The sequence below is a fragment of the Anaerosolibacter carboniphilus genome (assembly GCF_014205875.1).
Taxonomy (GTDB): Bacteria; Bacillota; Clostridia; order Peptostreptococcales; family Thermotaleaceae; genus Anaerosolibacter; species Anaerosolibacter carboniphilus.
In genome coordinates, this window is record NZ_JACHEN010000028.1 from 39,054 (window position 1) to 59,811 (window position 20,758).

Here is a 20,758-nt window from a genome sequence, read left to right on the forward strand (position 1 = left end):
CGTCACCTCCCTAGGAATTATTTCTCTAGGATCTCGTTGGCTATCTGCTTAATCCTTGCGATTTCTTCTAATACAAACTTAACTTCTGCCGTCATGATATGATAATTGTTTTCTATTCCTTCAACAATCCTTAGTATTTCTTCAATATTCCTATTGTTCGATGTAAATCGATTGACAAGCCCCAATTTTTCCTCATATTCAAAAAGAATTTTTTCAGTTCGTTTAATTGTATCGTAGACTGCTTGTCGGCTTATTCCTAACTGTTCAGATATCTCTCCTAAGGATAAATCGTCACCATAATAAAGCTGCACAATTTCCTGTTGTTTTTCTGTGAGTAATTGTCCATAAAAATCATATAACATACTAATTTGGAGCATCTTATCAAACATTTCAACACTCCCCTTAAGACACATCTGTAAAGGTTTTATCCTTTACAGATGTATTCTATACTAGAATAACCCTCTTGTCAACCTTTTTTTATCGTATGTGCGTGAGGCACCCCTTTTATTCATCACCAAATAAGGCATTCACAAAGTCATTAGGTTTAAACTCCTGTAAATCATTCATTCCCTCTCCTACACCAATGAGCTTTACAGGAATATCTAGTTCCGATGAAATACCGAGTACAACCCCTCCCTTAGCTGTACCATCAAGCTTTGTTAATACAATTCCGCTTACGTCAACAGCTTCTTTAAAGATCTTGGCTTGTTGAATAGCATTTTGTCCTGTAGTAGCATCGAGTACCAAAAGAATCTCTTTTGATGCTTCGCCATACTCTCGTTCTACAACCTTTCTTACCTTACCAAGTTCATTCATTAAGTTCGTTTTATTGTGTAATCTACCGGCAGTATCGCAAATAAGCACATCAATTTTTCTCGCCTTGGCAGCTTGTATTGCATCAAATACTACAGCCGCAGGATCTGAACCCTCTTGATGTTTAATAACATCAACACCTACTCTATTTCCCCATATCTCCAGCTGATCAATAGCCGCTGCTCGGAACGTATCCCCTGCAGCCAAAAGAACTTTTTTACCTTGGCTTCTCATGCGGTGGGCAATCTTTCCAATGGAGGTTGTCTTGCCTACACCATTCACCCCTACCACCAGGATAATTGCTGGCAGCGGTTGAATATTCAGTTCATGAGACTTATTCAAATCTAAGGTATCCGCTAAAATCTCCTTTAACAAGCCTCTTAAGTTCTCAACCTCTGTAATCTTTCTTTCTTTCGCTTGGTTTCTGAGCTTACCGATGATCTCCATGGTCGTATTTACCCCCACATCGGCAGTAATTAAAATCTCCTCGATTTCCTCTAAAAGCTCTTCATCTACTTTTTTATAGGACTTTAATACTTGATCTACTCTAGCAGTAATTCCTTGCCTTGTTTTTGTCAGACCTTCTTTTAGTCTAGCAAAAAAACCTACCTTTTCTATTTCTAGTGCCGCTTCAATTTCCGGTTGGTCTTGATCGTCAAACATATCTGGATCTGCTTCTACCTCATCCCAAGTTTCAGCATCAAAAGACGCAACTTCATCGTCTTCGAAGTATGCAGTGTCTTCATCAAATCCTTCTTCTGCCTCCTCATCGGTCTCCCCTTCTAACTCAATCATTTCGTCAAGTGATTCTTCCTCTTGGATATTTCCTTGTTCTTCATGATGCTCCTTCTTAAATTTAGAAATTAATTTTTTAAACATGACTTCCCCTCCATATTTAGCTTGCTTTTTCTGTGAGTTTTACTGAAACTAATTTGGAAATCCCTTGTTCCTGCATGGTAACACCGTAAAGGGCATCTACCGACTCCATGGTTCCCTTCCTATGGGTAACCACAATAAATTGAGTATCACTTGCAAACTCTCTTAAGAAGCTGGCATAGCGGTATACATTGGCCTCATCCAATGCAGCTTCAATCTCATCAAGTATACAAAATGGGGTAGGCTTTACCATAAGGATTGAGAACAACAACGCAATAGCGGTTAGAGCTCTTTCCCCTCCTGATAATAACGACAAATTCTGGAGTTTTTTGCCTGGAGGCTGAGCTATAATTTCAATACCTGTATTTAAGATGTCGGTTTCATCCTCAAGCCTTAGTTCTGCACGGCCTCCTCCAAAAAGCTTTTTGAAAACATGGTCAAAATTATCTTTGATTCTGCAGAAATATTCGATAAACTGGGCTTTCATCGTACCTTCCATCTCTTTTATCACTTTTTGAAGAGAGTCTTTTGCTTGTATTAAATCTTCCTTTTGGGCAGATAAAAATCCATATCGCTCCTGTACTTCCTCATATTCCTCAATAGAATTTAGATTTATGCTGCCAAGATCTTTAATTCTATCTTTTAATATTTTTATTTGTTTAGATGCCTCGGTAAAGTTAATATCATCTCTTTTTTGCTTTAAAGCTTCCCCATAGGTTATTTCGTACTCTTCCCATAATCGATTACAAAACGACTCTTGCTGCATCTCCAGCCTCGTTAGCCTAACCTCCAGTTTGTGATTGCTGTCTTGTAAATCTGCTATGGTCTCGTTTATTTTTTCTAACTGATGTTCCATATTCTTAAAGGAGTCATCCACTTCTGTTCTTTTGCCCTTGAGTTGAGATAGGTTAAACTCATATTGTTTCTTTAATACTTCTATATCTTTAATCTCTAACTCTAATTGCTCCTGTTGTTCAATATACTTGCCTTTACTCTCCTTTAAAATTTCTTTTTCAGCGTCCTTTGTCTGTCTGTTCTTTTCTAATTCCTTAATGGTATTATACAGTCCTTGGAGGTTTAACATCAGGTTTTGCTTTCGTTGCTCTAAGGAAGCCAATCCAACCTTCAGATTTGTAACCTCACTATTCAGCAGATCCTTTAACGCTCTTTCTTCCTCATAAGAATTCTTATTGCTGGAAACTGATTTTTCAATTTCAAGCTGTCTACTTTCTAGAATCTTGATTTCTAATTTTTGATTTTCAATGTTTTTCTCTGTTTCAAGACGATCCTTAGTTAACTGCTCTAATTCATTTTCTACTCGTTGGATATTTTCTTCAAATCCGTGTATCTCCCGTTTATACTGATTTAAAATATTGTTGCAATTTATCTGATCAATCTCATTCTTTTTTATTTGCTGATCCTTTTCATCCATTTGAGTCAAAAGTCCTTGCGTTTCACTTTCAAGATTCATGATTTCCTTTTCGTACTCGTCACATTGCCTTTGAAACAGTGTTAAGCTTTGGTTCAATTCATCAATTTCTCTTTTTCTGCTCAAAAGATTTAAGGTTTTTGAACTATAGCTCCCTCCAGTAATGGCCCCTCCTGGATTAATTACATCTCCATCTAAGGAAACGATTCTATACTTTTGCTCACATTTTTTTGAAAAATTGATTCCATTTTCAATCGTATCAACAATGACTACCCTTCCTAGCAGATAGTGGAAAATCTCCTTATATTTCTCCGAGAAATTCGTAAGATCTACAGCATATCCCTTCACACCAGGAAATTTAAAGATTTCATTTTTCTGTTTTGTGATATACTCATTGGTTTTCACCGTATCAATCGGCAAAAAGGTTACCCGTCCGAGATTATGCTTCTTTAAATAGTTAATCACACGATTTGCGTCTTCCGCCTTCTGACAAATAATATTTTGCATCGCGCTACCCAATGCAACTTCTATAGCGATTTCATACTCTTTTTGAACATCAACAAGCTCTGCAACCACACCATAAATGCCAGCACCCAATGCACTATTCTTTTTGGTCTCATGCAAAGTATTTCTTACGCTTTTATGAAAACCTTCGTACTCATTCTGCATCTCTTGCAACAGATTTTTCCTAGTTAGACACTGTTGTGTCTTTTGTTTAGTATTATCGTGTTCTTTTTTTAACTTATCCAACTTACTCTTCAAGTCTTGGCTTCGATCGTGAAGATCATGCTTTGATTTGATTAATTCCTCATGCTTATCTACAATCTCTAACAACGTGTTCTCTTTCTCTTTCAGCTCGGTGAGAAGAGTTTCTTTTTTCAATATCAAACTTTCTTTTTCTGGCAATACTTGATTTTCCCGCTTCACAATATTATTGTTGAGTGTTATGGAACTATTAAGATCACTTTTTTTTGATGCGATTTCATTTAATATCTCAATCACATTACCTTTGGATCTTTCCATTTCCTCTTCCTGCTGCTCTATAGCAGCAGTAATCTTCTGGAATTCATGGAGCTTCGTTGAAAGTATCTCTTGATCCTGGGACAATATACCCTCTAAATCCTTCAGATTGCTTTCACTTTCCTTCACCTGAAGAAGAATAGCTTCTCGATTTTGCTCCATTTCATGTATCTCTCGATCTAATCTGGAAGTATCCCTGTCTCCATGGATGATCTTCTCTTTACAAAGCTCTAACTCTCCATTTTTACGATCCATGGTATGCATCGTTTCAAAAATATTGCTTTGCAGCAGTTGAATCGACTGGTCTAATTCTTCCAACTGTCCTTTGAACTCTTTATATTTTGCCTCAATATCCTTCTTATCATTAAGATACCCTGTCAATTGATTAGTTATTATCTGTCCTTGTTCCTGCATTGTTTCTATCTTTGATTTTAGATCCTCAAGTTCCTTTACAAGCATATTAATTTCTAAAACTGAGAGTTCATCCTTATAGGTCTTATATTTTTTTGCCTTCTCACTTTGTATTCGTAATGGTTCTATCCTAGATTCTAATTCGCTGATAATATCATCTAGTCTTGTAAGGTTTTGTTTGGTATTTTCAAGTTTTTTCTCGGCTTCTTCTTTCCTCGTTTTATATTTTACAATCCCTGCTGCCTCTTCGAAGAGCAGCCTTCTATTTTCCGATTTATTGCTTAAAATATCATCTATTTTCCCTTGTCCAATAATTGAATATCCATCAATCCCTACACCCGTGTCCATAAAAATTTCTTTAATATCCTTTAATCGGCAAAGAGATTTATTCAAATAGTATTCGCTTTCTCCCGATCGATAAACTCTTCTCGTAACGGTTACTTCAGAATAGTCAATAGGAAGCTTTTTTTCCGAATTATCAAGAGTCAAAGAAACTTCTGCCATACCCAGAGGTTTTCTATTCGTAGTACCAGCAAAAATGATATCCTCCATCTTGCTTCCTCTTAAAGTTTTTGCGCTCTGTTCCCCTAGCACCCATCGAATCGCATCATTGATATTGCTCTTTCCACTTCCATTAGGTCCAACAATGCCCGTTACACCTTTTTCAAACTCTATTTCAATTCTATCGGCAAATGATTTAAAACCATGAATTTCTACTTTTTTTAGGTACAAGCATAACACCTCTTTTTTAAATAATTACTGCTAATAATTTTACCATATATCTTACCATATTAAAATAAGAACAACATCCTGCTTTCATATGCCAAGGTCAGTTAGTTCAGCCTATATCATATTCACTCCTACACAGTGAGCCTAGACAAATTGTAATATGATATATAGCCTGTCCATTAAGAACAGGCTATATATCATATTACATAGGACAGAAAATAGATTAGATTATAGATTCATACTCTCCTCAAATGATCTTAATCTCTCCAAAGTCTAATAAATCATTTCCCGAAATACGGATACGCCCAATGCCATATTTGTTTCGAACATACTCCATGTTGGATTTTTTTTGTCCGACAAGGCTTGAAATATAATGGGAATGTACCTGTACTTCAACCATGCTCTTATTGCATATTCCTTCACTTACAAAAGCTTCATCTAACACATCTTTATAGACTGCCGATTCCACCATTTGCCTAAAGGCTGGGTGAAATGGCCCAGCAACAATTTCTTTCCCAATAGCAACACTTTCAGTCGTCTGCAATCCTAAGCGAATAATGGGTATGTTTGCAACTTTGAATCTTAACAATAGATTTTTACAAATATCTACTGCCTCATCTAAATCAATTGGACGATAGCGACCTGATAAATACAACTTCTCCAATTCGGTATCGTGAATGATGACCGTAGGATATATTCTAACAAAATCAGGCTTTAAATCAATAATGGTATCTGCTGTATAATACATTTTATCCCTTGTATCTCCAGGCAGTCCTATCATCATCTGTAATCCTAATTGAACATTATGGGCACGTATTAATCCTACTGCTCTTATCACATCCATTGCATTATGGCCCCTGCAACTCATTTTTAAAATCTCATCGTCCATGGATTGGACACCCAATTCAATCGTAGAAACGCCGTAGCGGATCAGCAAAGACATAATTTCTTCGCTAATATAATCTGGTCTTGTTGATACTCTTATGGTCTTGATATAGCCTTTTTCCTTCCAATTTGCTGCGATAGACAATAATTTCTTTTGCTGTTCTATTTCAATTCCCGTAAAGCTTCCACCAAAGAAAGCTATTTCTATATGCTGCGCCAACGGATCGGATATCGTTGCTATAAACTGAGCTATCCTTTCATTCACCTCTAACTCAGTTAGTACGTTAGCTTGTCCAGTGATTTTTTTTTGATTGCAAAATATACAGTCAAAAGGGCACCCATGGTGGGGCACAAAAACAGGGATGATGTAATGACGCTTCCCCATGATCTAAACCTCTTTTAAGGCTTCTCTTGCAGCATTTTGTTCAGCCTCTTTTTTACTCTTTCCTGATCCTACACCAACAATTTTTTCGCCAATTCTCACATGGACATGAAAAATCTTATCATGATCTGGCCCTTCTTCGCCAATTACTTCATAGGTGATCTTATCAGTATGCTCGCTTTGAATTAATTCTTGTAAATGAGTCTTATAGTCCTGATGTATTCTGCCATGAATGGCATCATCAATCGTTTCTTTTAAATTATCAAGGATGAATGTCTTTGCCTTTTCAATGCCACCATCTAAATATATGGCACCAATGATGGCTTCGAATGCATCGGCCAGTATTGAGACTCTTCCCCTACCTCCAGTAACGTCTTCTCCTTTTCCCAATAAAATAAATTTACCGATATCAATTTTCTTAGAGCATGCTGCCAGGGAGGGCTCACAAACGATGCTGGCCCTAATTTTTGTTAATTCCCCTTCTTGGAATGTAGATAGATTATTGTACAAATAATCGCTAATCACAATACTTAAAACTGCATCTCCTAGAAATTCCAATCTCTCATTATATTTATAATTCTTCCGTTTATTTTCATTGGCATAAGAACTATGGGTAAGGGATTCATTTAACAGATTTACATTATGAAACCGATAGCCTAATTTCAATTCCAGTTCTTTTAATAATGACGTATCGCTATGACTTCTGGTATGCATTTCTACCTCCTAAAAACAAATGTTTTTATACACTATTACTTATTGTACACCTTTTCTTAGAATTTTAAAAGAAGACACAAAGAGGTTAAAGAAAAAAGAGAGACCTAAAGGTCTCTCTACTCATACTTCTTTATGATAATTGAAGCGTTATGTCCACCAAATCCTAATGAATTCGATAACGTATACCTAACATTTCTTTCCTTTCCATGGTTTGCTACATAATCTAAATCACACTCAGGATCTGGCGTCGTATAATTGATGGTAGGAGGAAGGAAGCTTTCATTGATCGCCATGATACAAGCAATCGCTTCTATCCCACCAGCAGCCCCTAAAAGATGCCCTGTCATCGATTTCGTTGAGCTTACAGCTAATTTGTATGCATGGTCTCCGAATAAAGATTTGATTGCCATGGTTTCAAATTTATCATTGTAGGGCGTAGACGTCCCATGGGCATTAATGTAGTCAATATCCTCGGGAGAAATATTGGCATCATTTAAAGCGTTTTTCATGGATCTAGCAGCTCCTTCACCTTCTGGAGCTGGCGCTGTTATATGGTATGCATCTGCACTCATGCCATATCCAACAACTTCAGCATAAATATTGGCTCCTCGCTTTATAGCATGCTCTAACTCTTCCACTATAAGTATCCCTGCTCCTTCACCCATAACAAATCCATCACGATCCTTATCAAAAGGTCTGCTCGCCGCAGCAGGGTCATCATTGCGAGTTGACATAGCTTTCATAGAACAAAAACCGGCGACGGATAAAGGCGTAATGGAAGCCTCTGCACCGCCTGTAATCATAATATCGGCATCTCCTCTTTGAATAATCCTAAAGGCTTCCCCTATAGAATTCGTCGAAGATGCACAAGCAGTAACGATAGTTGTATTTGGACCTTTTGCGCCAAATGCCATGGAGACTTGCCCAGCGCCAATATTAGAAATCATCATAGGAATAAAAAATGGGCTTACCCTTCCTGGTCCTTTTGTCATTAATTTTTCATGTTCTCTTTCTAGGGTTTCAATACCTCCGATTCCTGATCCCAGCACCACTCCAAAACGGTAGGCATCTACTTCATCCACGTTTAATGCAGCATCTTCTAACGCCATTTTTGAAGCAGCTACCGCGAATTGCGTAAATCTATCCATTCTTTTTGCTTCTTTTTTGTCAATATATACATTGGGATCAAAATCCTTTACTTCTGCAGCTATCTGCGTATCATATTCTGATGCATCGAATTTGGTAATCTTATCGATCCCGCTCTTTCCTGCCTTTAAAGCTGTCCAGAATGAATCTTTACCAGTTCCTATGGGAGTAATGGCCCCAATACCTGTTACTACAACTCTTTTCTTCAATGTTAAAACCTCCCTTTTAAAGTTTGGCGATTCTTATCTATATAAAATTGAATGAGTGCATTCAAAAATTTTAGGAATTTAGGCCCTGACCTAATCGATTGTCAGGACCCATAAGTATTATTTATGCTCTTCGATATATTTTGCGATATCTCCAATATTTTTAAACTTCTCAGCATCCTCATCTGGGATCTCCACGCTGAATTCATCTTCAAGAGCCATAATGATTTCGACAGCATCCAGAGAGTCCGCTTCAAGATCCTTCATCAAAGAAGTTTCTAGTGTAATGTCCTCTGTACTATCAAGACCTAATTGTTCAGCAATGATTTCTACTACCTTATCAAATACCATTTGTTTTCACCTCCTCCCACCAGTGCTTAAAATCTTACATTACCATTCCACCATCTACATGAAGTACTTGCCCCGTAATATATTTGGCCGCATCGGAACATAGGAATGCAACAACATTTGCCACATCCTCCGGCGTACCCAACTGTTTCATAGGAATATTATTCATTAATACCTCTTTCACTTCTTCCGTTAATACATCAGTCATTTCTGTTTGAATAAATCCTGGCGCCACAGCATTCACATTGATGCCTCTCGTTGCCAATTCCTTAGCAACCGATTTTGTAAAGCCAATGATTCCTGCTTTAGATGCAGCATAATTTGCCTGCCCCACATTTCCCATGACCCCTACAACAGATGCGATATTAACAATCTTTCCGCTTCTTTGTTTCATCATTTTGCGTGTTACAGCCTTGGTACAATTAAATGTGCCCTTTAAATTAATTTCCATTACTTGATCCCAATCCTCGTCTTTCATTTTCATCAACAAGGTATCCCTTGTGATTCCTGCATTGTTGATCAAGATATCAATAGTTGAAAATCTTTCTTCAACCTCTTGCATCATTTTTTGTATCTGCTCACTGTCGGAAACATTAGCTTGAATTGCCACTGCTTCTCTGCCCATTTCCTTTACTAACGCCACCACTTCTTCTGCTTTTTGTGGTGCGCTTGTATAGTTTACCACAATATTGGCACCCATTTCTGCTAATTTTAAAGCGATGGCTCGTCCAATTCCCCTTGAACCACCCGTAACAACAGCAGTTTTCCCTAGTAAAGTCATTTTTTTCCCTCCTACTTTGTAGATAAATTTTCAATTACATTCTCTAATGATTCTTTATCTTCAACATTGAATATTCGTATGGACTCTTTAGATTTTTTCGTAATTTTTTTAATGAATTGACTCAAGGATTTCCCTGGGCCAATCTCTATAAAGGTATCCACGCCGTCCGCTAGCATCCGATCCACCGTATCTTCCCAAAGCACTGATTTACTTACCTGCTCTACCAACAGCCCCTTTACAGCAGAAGATCCACCATAGTAATCTGCATTTGCATTCGCAATTACTGGAATATTAAAAGCATCAATGTCTATTTGATCCAATTCTATCGCTAGCTTTTCTCCTGCAGGAACAAGCATAGAACAGTGAAACGGCGCACTTACAGGAAGAATTACAGCCTTCAAAGCGCCAAATTCCTTCGCATACTCACATGCCTTTTCTACAGCTTCTACCTCCCCAGATATAACAATTTGACCCGGACTGTTAAAGTTGGCCGCCTCAACAATACCATAGGGTTTTGCTTTTTCAAGGGCATTTTCCAAAGCATCCCTTTCCATACCTAATATTGCAGCCATCGTCCCTTTTCCTATGGGAACCGCCTCCTGCATGTATTTCCCTCTTTTTTTAACCAAAGCCACAGCATCTTCAAACTTTAGAACGCCAGCAATAACTAAGGAGGCATATTCTCCCAAGCTTAATCCGGCTGTTATATCTGCCTTCAATCCTTTTTCTTCTAGTACTTTCGCCATGGCAATACAAGTGGTTAAAATGGACGGCTGTGTATTTTCTGTCTTTTTCAACTCTTCTTCTGGGCCTTCAAAGCACAGCTTCTTCATATCATAACCTACTGCGTTGCTGGCTAAGTCAAAAATCTCATTGGCTGTATTATAGTTTTCTACAATGTCTTTTCCCATACCAACATATTGTGCTCCCTGACCTGGAAAAACAAAAGCAACTTTTCCCATTCTTTTCACTCCTTATCTCAGTGTATGTTCCATTGCAGCATATTTCCTTTTCGCCTCATCCACCATATCTTCTATAATCGCTTTACAACTCTTAATTTCCTTAACAAGTCCAGCGATTTGACCTGCCATTACTGAGCCTTGATCCACATCGCCTTCTATCACGGACAATCTTAACTTTCCTGCCCCTAAATTTTCTAGAACCTCCGGGCTAGATCCTGACTTTTCTAATTTTTCAAATTCCTTAGATAGCTTGTTTTTTACAACTCTTACCGGATGACCCGTGCTTCTGCCTGTAACAACAGTATCTCGGTCCTTCGCCTTTAAAACTACATCCTTATAATTATCATGAGCAATGCACTCTTCTGCACATATGAACCTGGTTCCTACCTGGACCCCCTCTGCACCTAGGGCAAAGGCAGCCAGCATTCCCCTACCGTCAGCTATGCCGCCAGCAGCAATTACCGGGATCGATACAGCATCTACTATCTGAGGTACCAATACCATGGTGGTTAGTTCTCCAATATGTCCACCTGCTTCTGTCCCTTCAACAATAATTGCATCAGCTCCTATTCTTTCCATTCTCTGAGCTAAAGCTACGGAAGGTACTACTGGAATTACTTTTGTGCCTATGCTTTTCAAAGTAGACATATATTTCCCTGGATTTCCAGCACCAGTGGTAATAACCGGTACTCGTTCCTGAACAATCAACTCCATAATTTCATCCACAAAGGGAGACAATAGCATAACATTCACACCATAAGGCTTGTTGGTTAACTTCTTTACTTTATCAATTTCATTTTTTATGATGGCTGCAGGTGCATTTCCAGCAGCAATAATCCCTAGTCCACCTGCATTAGACACAGCAGCTGCTAATTCAGCCGTAGCTACCCATGCCATTCCCCCTTGAATAATAGGGTATTGTATATTAAATAAATCACAAATCCTCGATTGAATCATATTCACACCCCTTAAGCTTTACTTATTCCATTTAATCACACTAGAACCCCATGTTAGTCCTGCTCCAAAGCCTACCATCACAATCAAATCACCTTTTTGGATTTTTCCTTGCTTGACTGCTTCATCCAGGGCCACAGGGATGGATGCCGCTGACATGTTTCCAAATCGGTTTAAATTTACATGGACTTTATCCATAGGCAATTTCAGCTTTTTAGCTGCACCTTCAATAATTCTGATATTCGCCTGATGGGGAACTAGATAATTGATATCTTCTATAGAATATCCACTTTTTTCAATAGCTTCCTGAGAGGCTCGATTCATGATCCGAACAGCAAATTTAAAAACTTCACTTCCATCCATCTTCACTGTATGAAGCTTATTTTCTACAGATTCCAATGTGGCCGGTATTCTTGACCCGCCCCCTGGCATTGTTAGAAATTTTCCACCCTCTCCGTCAGCACCCATATATGTTGACAAAATGCCTGTACCTTCTTCTGTAGGGCCAACAACAGCTGCACCTGCGCCATCTCCAAAAAGGACACATGTATTTCGATCTGTCCAATCAACAATTTTTGAAAGCGTTTCAGCACCAATAACCAATGCTTTTTTATACATGCCTGTTGCGATAAATTGCTTTGCTACTGTCAATCCATAAATAAAACCAGAACATCCTGCCTCTAAATCAAAGGCAGCTGCATTCTTCGCACCAATGTTCATTTGTACAATACAAGCCGTTGAGGGAAAATTCATATCTGGTGTTACTGTTGCTACAATGATTAAATCAATCTCTTCAGGAAGTGTATCTGCATCTTTCAGAGCCCTCTTTGCAGCTTCTGTCGCCAGATCAGATGTGGCAGTCTTATCATCCGCAATATGTCTTGAGCTAATTCCCGTACGAGTGATAATCCACTCATTTGTTGTATCCACCATTTTTTCAATATCTTGGTTGGTTAATATCTTCTCTGGCAAATAACTACCAATACCTAAAATTCCCACTGCACTTAGCTTATTCGACATTTTCTTCATCTCCTATTTTTTGAATTTCGTTGGAAATCATTCCTACAACTTCCTTCTCAGCAAAAACTTTTGCTTGCTTAATAGCATTTTTAATCGCTTTTGCATTGGAGCTGCCATGGGCCTTAATCACTGCTCCATTCACCCCAAGTAGCGGTGCACCACCATACTCCGAATAATCTAGAGTTTTCTTGAATTCTCTTAATGATGGCATCAGAATTGCAGCCCCCAGCTTATTCATAATATTTTCTGTGAACTTTTCCTTTAACATGGTAAACATGGTCATGGCGACACCTTCTGTGAGTTTTAATATAACGTTTCCAATAAATCCATCACATACAATGACATCCACAATCCCTTTTGGCAAATCTCTAGCTTCTGCATTGCCCACATAATTAAGGTCTACCTTTTGATATAAACCATGGGCATCACGAATCAGATCTGTCCCTTTGCCTTCTTCTGTGCCAATGTTTACTAGTCCTATCGAAGGCCTTGATTTTCCTAGTACTCTTTCCGCATAAATAGATCCCATCACTCCAAACTCCAGGAGATTTCTAGCTTTGCACTCTGCATTGGCACCAGCATCTACCAGGAGAGAAATTCCTTTATGGGTCGGGTAAACCGCAGCGATAGCTGGTCGATCAATTCCCTTAATTCGTCCTACTTTAAATATGCTTCCCGCCAAGATGGCTCCAGTATTCCCAGCAGATACAAATGCATCTGCACTTCCTTCCTTTACCATATTTAGTCCCACAACCAAAGAGGAATCTTTTTTACTTCTTATGGCATGGACAGGTTTGTCTTCATTTGTAATGACTTCGGAAGCATGCTGAATATGTAATCTCGTTGAATCAAAGGTATATTTTTTCAACTCTTCTTCTAATTGATCCTGCATTCCAACTAGAATGATTTCTATTTCTAAATCATTTAGAGCCTCTACACAGCCTTTTACAATCTCTTTTGGCGCATGGTCCCCCCCCATGCCATCCACAGCAATCCGCATAGCTATTCCTCCTCTTCATCCCAAATTGAAACCAAAATGAATTTTCCTCTAAAAACCTGTTCTTGATTAACAGATATTTTCACATGAACAAAATATTTATTCCCTCTAATACGTGTAACTTCTGCTTTTGCTACCAGCTTATCCCCTGCAAAAACTGGCACTCGATATTTCATGTTTGCTACACCGCTCAATGCAACATCTGCATCTATAACCGCCATTGCCAAGGACTCTGCCATTGCAAAAATATGATGTCCCCGAACAATCTTCGTCTTTCTAAATGCCATCTCATCGGTAGTTTCCAGTATGGATATTCCGTTTTCATTTAAGTTTATGTCAATCAATTCCCCAACGATTTCTGCTTTTCCAAGGGTTTTAACCTTCCGGTAGTTCTTGGCAGCTACTTGCTTTATTCTCTCCCTTAGCTCTGGAATTCCTAGTTCTAATCGATCTAAACGGATCGTCTGAATACTTACCCCAAAGGTTTCACAAAGCTCTTCATCCGTAACAAATGGCTCTAATTCCAGCTTTTTAAGCAATGCTGCCTGCCGTATCTGCTTCTTTCCTTTTTTGTCTGCCAATTTACTCACCTCTTTAGTACTAGTATTTAGTACCTACTACTAATATTAAGTATATATTATTTATATCCCATAATCAACATTTTTATGAATGAAATTCCTTAGACATAAAAAGACAACCTTTTTTTCAAAAAGAAAAAATAGTAATGATGAAATCATCATTACTATTTTAAATTACTGAACCTTTACTACTTCTTTGTCATGATAGAATCCACACGCTTTACATACTCTATGTGGTAATTTTGGTTCATGACATTGTGGACACTCTATGATATTAGGGGCTGTCATTTTTATATTTGCTGCTCTTCTACTATCTCTTCTTGCTTTAGAAATCTTGCGCTTAGGTACTGCCATTATTTCCACCTCCTTAATCTTGTTGTAACAAATCCTTTAATTTAGCAAGTCTAGGATCAATCTCTTCTATATTACAGTTGCATTCATCAACATTGAGATCTTTGCCACAGACTGAACATAAACCTTTACAATTTTCATCACAGAGAATCTTCATTGGAAAGGATGTAACCAAAACATCATGTATGATTTCAGACGTATCAATCAGCTCTTCCTCGATCGAATAACACTCATCCATTTCCTCTTCTTCATCCTCATTATCAATCAATTGTCCATAAACTTTTTCCTTAATTTCCTTCTGAAATCCCTTTAAGCATCTAGCACAGACAAACTCAGCTGTGCCTTCCACGCTGCCGCTTATGAAAAGTTTATGATCAATCTTCATAACTTCTGCTTTCAATGTAATGGGTGTAATAAAGGTAACCTCATCCCCAAAACAAAACATATCCGTTATTTTTTCACTGATTTCAAAGTTTATGCTACCTTTTTGTCCTGAGATTACTTCTTTAATATTAACTTTCAATTATTTCACCTCATTATATCGACAGATTTTATTATACAAATGGCGCATGTATTTGTCAAGCTAAATTACTTGATACCTATGAATTTATTCTCTATTTAGAAAAGGTAGGACCTCCATCCTACCTCCCCCTATCTACTTTACTAATTCAAGTGTATCTCTTGCAATTACCAACTCCTCATTGGTTGGTACTACTAGAACCTTGACTTTAGATTCATCAGTACTTACAATTACTTCTTTACCTCTTACGTTATTCTTCGCTGAGTCAATATTGATTCCCATAAACGCGAGACCTTTACAAATCTCTTCTCTATTGGATGCTGAATTTTCGCCTAATCCAGCGGTGAATACGACTGCATCTACGCCGCTCATCACAGCCGCAAAGTTTGCAATATATTTTCTTACACGGCTGTTAAATATATCGAGAGCCAATTGAGCTCTTTCATTGCCTTCTTTGGCAGCCCCTTCGATATCTCTAAAGTCGCTGCTTACACCTGAAATACCCAATACGCCTGATTTTTTGTTAAGTAGATTGTTAACAGCTTCAATATCTAGTTTTTCTTTTTCCATAATAAACGTTACAATAGCAGGGTCAATATCTCCAGAACGTGTTCCCATTACTAATCCTTCTAATGGTGTAAAGCCCATGCTGGTATCAACTGACTTTCCACCATCAATAGCAGCCAAACTTGCTCCATTTCCTAAGTGACAAGTAACAATTTTTAAGTCTTTGATATCTTTGCCTAACATGTCTGCAGCTCTTTCGGATACATATCTATGGCTTGTACCATGGAACCCGTATCTTCTAATGCCGTATTTTTCATACAATTCATATGGCAATGGATAAATGTAAGAGGATTTTGGCATAGTCTGATGGAATGCTGTATCAAATACCCCTACCATAGGGACAGTTGACATCAATTCCTTACATGCAGCAATACCCATTAGATTCGGTGGGTTATGTAATGGTGCTAATTCAATACATTCTTCAAGAGCTTTAATTACATCATCATTTATCACGACAGACCCGCTGAACTTTTCTCCGCCATGAACAACACGATGTCCAACTGCCGAGATTTCACTCATATCCTTGATCGCACCATGATTCTTATCAACAAGAGCATCAAGTACCAAAGATAGGGCTACCTTGTGATTTTCCATAGGCTGTTGAATAACGGCCTTGTCTTTTCCCTCAGCTTCATGCTTTAGAATAGATCCTTCGATACCGATTCTTTCTACTAAACCTTTTGCTAGAACACTTTCATCTGCCATGTTGATCAACTGATACTTTAAAGATGAACTACCGCAATTAATTACCAATACATTCATTTCTATTAACCTCCTAAATAATTTAATAACAAAGTTACTTTCTATAAAAAAAGCTCATTTCCTTTTATTTCCCCTCTATTATTATAAAATAATTTCGGATTTTTGCAAGTTTTATCGAAATTATGTAATAAATATTTCTTTGATATTATTGGCAAAATTCTATAATATTATAAATAGCACAGCGTATCCTTTTCATAATCCAGATGGAAAGTTTATAGGAGGAAATATCCATGAAAATACTTGGTCTAATTACGGAATATAACCCTTTTCATAATGGACATAAATATCATCTTGATGAGGCAAAAAAAATAACTGGTGCAACCCATACGATCGCAGTTATGAGTGGTAATTTTCTGCAGCGAGGTGAACCTGCAATCACAGATAAATGGCATAGGGCTGAAATGGCGGTAAGGGAAGGAGTGGATCTGATACTAGAACTTCCTTTTGTTTATGCTTGTAATACTGCAGAACTATTTGCCTATGGTGCTGTTTCAATGCTCCATCATTTAAATGCTGTTAATTTTCTCTGTTTTGGCAGTGAAGAGGGTGCCATAGAAAAATTAATGCAGGTTTCCGAGATTCTTCATGTAGAACCGGAATCTTATAGACACACACTTAAAGCCTATCTAGCAGAAGGATTACCCTATCCACAGGCAAGATCTAACGCATTAAGCCAGTATTTTGAAGATAATGCCCTTTCTTCAGCGCTTCAATCACCAAATAATATCCTAGGTATCGAATATATAAAAGCCTTACTAAAACTACGTAGTCCAATTCAACCCTTTACACTCAAGCGTATCAAAGCCGACTATCATTCTACAGAAATAAGGAGTGAAATCTGTAGCGCTACAGCTATTCGAGAGCATCTATCCATAGATCCAAGGGATGTTAATACTTTATCGAAGGTAATGCCCAATGGTAGCTTGAACACCCTCGAAAATTGTTTCAATTTAGGATTTGGCCCCGTTTTTTATTCGAACTTCGATCAACTTGTCCTTTATCGTTTGCGTACTATGCCTACTGACGTAATTGCTAATATACCTGATGTCACTGAGGGCCTAGAAAATCGATTCAAAGAGATTAGTATGAAGGCCACATCTCATGCTGAAGTGCTTAATGCTACAAAATCAAAAAGATATACTATGACACGACTGCAAAGGATACTTATTCACGCTCTGATGGATCTTCAGAAACAACATCTAGCCTTATTCAATCAAGCCCAGGGTTCCCAATATGCCAGAGTTTTGGCTTTTTCCAAAAATGGCTCTTCACTGATAAGGCACTTGAAAAAGTATTCCAACATACCCATCCTTACAAATATTAATAGGGAGCCATTGGAAGCCGAGGTAGCAAAGCAAATGCTAGCCTTTGACATTAAAGCCACAAATATTTATAGTATCGCCTACCCTAATCCAGCAAATCGCAAAGGTGGATGGGATTATTATAAAAAACCTTTTTTTCTTCACAATGATCTCAATTCCTAAGTTTTCTCAAGTTCGTTCTTTCAAATGAAAAACCAAGACCAGTTCATGGGTCTTGGTTTTTCTATCTCTATCTCTATCTTATCTTTTGGGCACAATTTCAATCCAGTAACCATCTGGATCTTCTATAAAATAGATTCCCATCTGCTGATTCTCGTAACATATGCATCCCATCTCTTTGTGGAACTTATATGCTGCATCAAATTCATCCACCATAAATGCAAGATGGATTTCATTATCTCCAAGATCATAAGGCTCTTGGCGATCACGGAGCCAGGTCAACTCTAGTTTATGTGGGGTAACCTCATCCCCTAAAAAAACAAGAATAAAGCTTCCATCTGAGGCCTCTTTCCTTCTGGTTTCCACTAAACCAAGAGCATCCTTGTAAAAGGATGTGCTTTTCTCTAAGTCAAGTACATTTAAGTTGTTATGTGCAAAAACAAATTTCATTTTTCTTACCTCCTATGTAATTTTTTTCATATTGTCCCTTTTTAAAGGTGGTCAATATAATTCTTTTCTAATCCTATCATACCAAAGAATGTCATAAATTCAAATCCATTACCTACTCATATCCGCTTTCATAAAAATTGTTGAAAGCCGTTGAAATTTCACTATTTCCTAGGAAATTCAAGATTAGAATCACACAGTTCTTTTTGATATTTTCTATTTATATGTAGTTCTTATGAAAAATACGCATCTTCATGGGTTCACGAAAATATACTTTAATATAATAAGTCCCATGGAGGAGGTCCTATCATGTATGAATATACTTATGTAAAGCTGGATTTAAGTTTCTGGACACGGGAAGTTGAGCAAGACTATCATAAGATTATTGAAGAATACGGAAAACAGGGTTGGAGATTCATACAGATTTTTGCTCCCCCAGCCACAAGCTATGGTACAGCAAAATACTATGAGCTTATATTTGAAAGGATTACTATCCCTGTATCCCTAAATAACGATATCAAATGAAACACTTAAATTCTATTTGAGCATTTCAACACCTGTACTTTAGTAATAAATGCACTTAACGCTCATATATATATCATATACGTATGTCAGTTTTGGAGGACACTCATGATACTCATATTATTATTTGCCACTACACTTCTATTTCTTAAATTCAGATACAAAAAATACTCTACGACAGTTTCAAGATTGTTGCTGATCTCCTCTACTCTTTTTTTTGTCATTTTTCTCATATCATATCCTAAAGAAGCCGTTCAGTCTGCAAAAAATGGCGTAGATATATGGTTTAATATCGTCTTGCCTTCTTTACTTCCTTTTTTTATCGGAGCAGAGCTTTTGATTCGTCTAGGCGTTGTAAGCTTTATCGGCTCTATCTTGGAGCCTCTCATTCGACCTGTATTTAATGTTCCTGGAGAAGGCTCTTTTGTATTTGCTATGAGTCTCACATCTGGATATCCCGTGGGTGTAAAGATTGTTTCAAAGCTAAGAAAGGAAGGTATCTTTTCCAAGGAGGAAGGCCAACGGGTTATGTCTTTTTCTAGTACCTCTGGTCCTCTCTTTATGCTAGGTGCTGTCGCTATTGGCATGTTCCATAGTATCGCCCTAGGTACGATGATCGCTTTATCTCATTATCTTGGTGCAATCGCCACCGGCATAGTTTTTCGTTTCTATAAAAGAAATATAAAGGCTACAATACATCCAATGGGAAAAAATCATAGCATTACTCATGCATTCAAACAGTTGATGAATAGCAAAGTCCATCCAAAACAGCCTTTTGGCAGAATCTTAGGCGAATCTGTAAAAGAATCTATTGAAACCATTCTTATCGTAGGAGGATTTATCATTTTATTCTCTGTGATAATTAATATCCTATCTATTTCAAAAATTATTTTGTTCTTTTCAAGCTTATTGTTGCCGCTTTGGAAATGGCTGGGTTTCAACCAAGAAATACAACATGGTATTATTAGTGGAATATTTGAAATCACTGTAGGGTGTAAATTAATATCTCAAGTTCAAAGCATTTCTTTTTTGCAACAAGCAATTATTGCTACCATGATTATCTCTTGGAGCGGTCTCTCTATCATAGCCCAAGCTGCCAGTATGATCCACGATACAGATCTAAGTGTATCCGTATATGTCTGTTCTAAGCTGCTGCATTCTATTTTTTCGGGTTTCTTTGCTTTTCTTTTGGTTCCACTATATCAATTTACTGCAAGTAATTTAAATATGCCGGTCTTTCATCCTACACTTTCCCCCGGTCTAACTGAAACCTGGTCTGATAAAGTGTTCTTCTCATGTCAGCTGTTTACAATAATCGTTCTTACACTCATTGCAATTTCCATTATTTTTGCGAGTGTCTTTAACAAGTTTTCCAGCACTTTTTTAACTAAAAAATGAAGGGTTACCCCTTCATTCCTTTTAATTCTTTTCTATTGTGTTTAATGGTATTTCCCAATTTTTCCAGACTTTCTTCAATACCAGCCAACAGTTCGTCAGCGTATTGTCGAGCTCCCAGTCTAATTTCCTTTGCATGGGCTTGTCCTTGTTCAATGATTTCTTCTGCTCTTTTTTGAGCCAGCCTCGTAATCTCGTCTTTCTCTACCATTTCTTCGATATGAGTCCGTGCATCTTTCATAATTGCTTCTGCTTCCTGCTGTGCATCTACAAGGATTCTTTGTCGCTCCTCCTTAATCCACTGGGCCTGCTTCACCTCATCTGGTAATTGGATTCTGATTTCCTTAATAATATCCAAAATATCTCCACGATCTACTAAGGTTTTGCCAGCAAATGGTATTGTAGAGCTATTTTCAACAATATCCTCTAATTCATCAAGCAATCTCAATACATTCATACGAT

At 37.7% G+C, this 20,758-nt stretch carries 21 protein-coding genes; 3 read left to right on the forward strand and 18 right to left on the reverse strand.

What is annotated here, in order from left to right; all coding sequences use genetic code 11:
* Positions 1-17: 17 nt before the first annotated feature.
* The 16 genes from ylxM to HNQ80_RS19300 form a co-directional block, all read right to left on the reverse strand.
* Positions 18-389, reverse strand: a complete 372-nt coding sequence (ylxM, locus tag HNQ80_RS19225) for a YlxM family DNA-binding protein (protein WP_184312311.1) — start codon at positions 387-389, stop codon at positions 18-20.
* 115 nt (positions 390-504) lie between these two features.
* Entirely contained in the window at positions 505-1,692 is a 1,188-nt protein-coding gene (gene ftsY / locus HNQ80_RS19230; protein WP_184312312.1) for a signal recognition particle-docking protein FtsY, read from the reverse strand.
* A gap of 16 nt (positions 1,693-1,708) precedes the next feature.
* Entirely contained in the window at positions 1,709-5,281 is a 3,573-nt protein-coding gene (smc, locus tag HNQ80_RS19235; protein WP_184312313.1) for a chromosome segregation protein SMC, read from the reverse strand.
* 244 nt (positions 5,282-5,525) lie between these two features.
* Positions 5,526-6,548, reverse strand: a complete 1,023-nt coding sequence (locus HNQ80_RS19240) for an elongator complex protein 3 (RefSeq protein WP_184312314.1) — start codon at positions 6,546-6,548, stop codon at positions 5,526-5,528.
* A 3-nt stretch (positions 6,549-6,551) separates the two neighbouring features.
* Complete coding sequence (rnc, locus tag HNQ80_RS19245) at positions 6,552-7,259, reverse strand: ribonuclease III (RefSeq protein WP_184312315.1); 708 nt, start codon at positions 7,257-7,259, stop codon at positions 6,552-6,554.
* A gap of 116 nt (positions 7,260-7,375) precedes the next feature.
* Positions 7,376-8,614, reverse strand: coding sequence for a beta-ketoacyl-ACP synthase II (gene fabF, locus HNQ80_RS19250; protein WP_184312316.1), 1,239 nt, complete (start codon positions 8,612-8,614; stop codon positions 7,376-7,378).
* A gap of 117 nt (positions 8,615-8,731) precedes the next feature.
* A complete protein-coding gene (gene acpP / locus HNQ80_RS19255; protein ID WP_184312317.1) occupies positions 8,732-8,962 on the reverse strand; it encodes an acyl carrier protein in 231 nt (76 codons plus the stop codon).
* Positions 8,963-8,996: 34 nt separating this feature from the next.
* Positions 8,997-9,740: a 3-oxoacyl-[acyl-carrier-protein] reductase gene (gene fabG / locus HNQ80_RS19260; RefSeq protein WP_184312318.1), complete on the reverse strand. Its 744-nt coding sequence runs from the start codon at positions 9,738-9,740 to the stop codon at positions 8,997-8,999.
* Positions 9,741-9,751: 11 nt separating this feature from the next.
* Positions 9,752-10,702 (reverse strand): ACP S-malonyltransferase, encoded by a 951-nt coding sequence (fabD, locus tag HNQ80_RS19265; RefSeq protein ID WP_184312319.1) that lies wholly within the window; start codon positions 10,700-10,702, stop codon positions 9,752-9,754.
* Between the two features lie 12 nt (positions 10,703-10,714).
* A complete protein-coding gene (fabK, locus tag HNQ80_RS19270) occupies positions 10,715-11,659 on the reverse strand; it encodes an enoyl-[acyl-carrier-protein] reductase FabK (RefSeq protein WP_184312320.1) in 945 nt (314 codons plus the stop codon).
* A gap of 18 nt (positions 11,660-11,677) precedes the next feature.
* A complete protein-coding gene (locus tag HNQ80_RS19275) occupies positions 11,678-12,676 on the reverse strand; it encodes a beta-ketoacyl-ACP synthase III (protein WP_184312321.1) in 999 nt (332 codons plus the stop codon).
* Positions 12,666-13,676, reverse strand: coding sequence for a phosphate acyltransferase PlsX (gene plsX, locus HNQ80_RS19280; protein WP_184312322.1), 1,011 nt, complete (start codon positions 13,674-13,676; stop codon positions 12,666-12,668). The genes HNQ80_RS19275 and plsX overlap by 11 nt, the downstream gene beginning before the upstream one ends.
* 2 nt (positions 13,677-13,678) lie before the next feature.
* Positions 13,679-14,254 carry a transcription factor FapR gene (fapR, locus tag HNQ80_RS19285; protein ID WP_184312324.1) on the reverse strand — a complete coding sequence of 192 codons (576 nt, stop codon included), beginning with the start codon at positions 14,252-14,254 and terminating at the stop codon, positions 13,679-13,681.
* A 171-nt stretch (positions 14,255-14,425) separates the two neighbouring features.
* Positions 14,426-14,605, reverse strand: coding sequence for a 50S ribosomal protein L32 (rpmF, locus tag HNQ80_RS19290; protein ID WP_184312325.1), 180 nt, complete (start codon positions 14,603-14,605; stop codon positions 14,426-14,428).
* A 13-nt stretch (positions 14,606-14,618) separates the two neighbouring features.
* Complete coding sequence (locus HNQ80_RS19295) at positions 14,619-15,125, reverse strand: YceD family protein (RefSeq protein ID WP_184312327.1); 507 nt, start codon at positions 15,123-15,125, stop codon at positions 14,619-14,621.
* 132 nt (positions 15,126-15,257) lie between these two features.
* Positions 15,258-16,451 (reverse strand): acetate/propionate family kinase, encoded by a 1,194-nt coding sequence (locus HNQ80_RS19300; RefSeq protein WP_184312328.1) that lies wholly within the window; start codon positions 16,449-16,451, stop codon positions 15,258-15,260.
* Positions 16,452-16,681: 230 nt separating this feature from the next.
* Here HNQ80_RS19300 and HNQ80_RS19305 point away from each other — a divergent pair, with 230 nt between their 5' ends.
* A complete protein-coding gene (locus HNQ80_RS19305; protein ID WP_184312329.1) occupies positions 16,682-17,935 on the forward strand; it encodes a nucleotidyltransferase in 1,254 nt (417 codons plus the stop codon).
* A gap of 78 nt (positions 17,936-18,013) precedes the next feature.
* Here HNQ80_RS19305 and HNQ80_RS19310 read toward each other — a convergent pair whose 3' ends face one another.
* The gene (locus HNQ80_RS19310; RefSeq protein WP_184312330.1) at positions 18,014-18,382 is read right to left on the reverse strand and encodes a VOC family protein; all 369 of its coding nucleotides are present in this window, start codon (positions 18,380-18,382) and stop codon (positions 18,014-18,016) included.
* A gap of 306 nt (positions 18,383-18,688) precedes the next feature.
* Between HNQ80_RS19310 and HNQ80_RS19315 the strand changes: the two genes are divergently transcribed.
* Together HNQ80_RS19315 and ylbJ are read left to right on the forward strand one after the other, a co-directional pair.
* Positions 18,689-18,904 carry a DUF4177 domain-containing protein gene (locus tag HNQ80_RS19315; protein WP_184312331.1) on the forward strand — a complete coding sequence of 72 codons (216 nt, stop codon included), beginning with the start codon at positions 18,689-18,691 and terminating at the stop codon, positions 18,902-18,904.
* Between the two features lie 105 nt (positions 18,905-19,009).
* The gene (ylbJ, locus tag HNQ80_RS19320; RefSeq protein WP_184312332.1) at positions 19,010-20,299 is read left to right on the forward strand and encodes a sporulation integral membrane protein YlbJ; all 1,290 of its coding nucleotides are present in this window, start codon (positions 19,010-19,012) and stop codon (positions 20,297-20,299) included.
* Positions 20,300-20,303: 4 nt separating this feature from the next.
* On the opposite strand, the gene HNQ80_RS19325 is transcribed toward ylbJ, so the two are convergent.
* Complete coding sequence (locus tag HNQ80_RS19325) at positions 20,304-20,753, reverse strand: ATPase (protein WP_184312333.1); 450 nt, start codon at positions 20,751-20,753, stop codon at positions 20,304-20,306.
* Between the last annotated feature and the right edge of the window lie 5 nt (positions 20,754-20,758).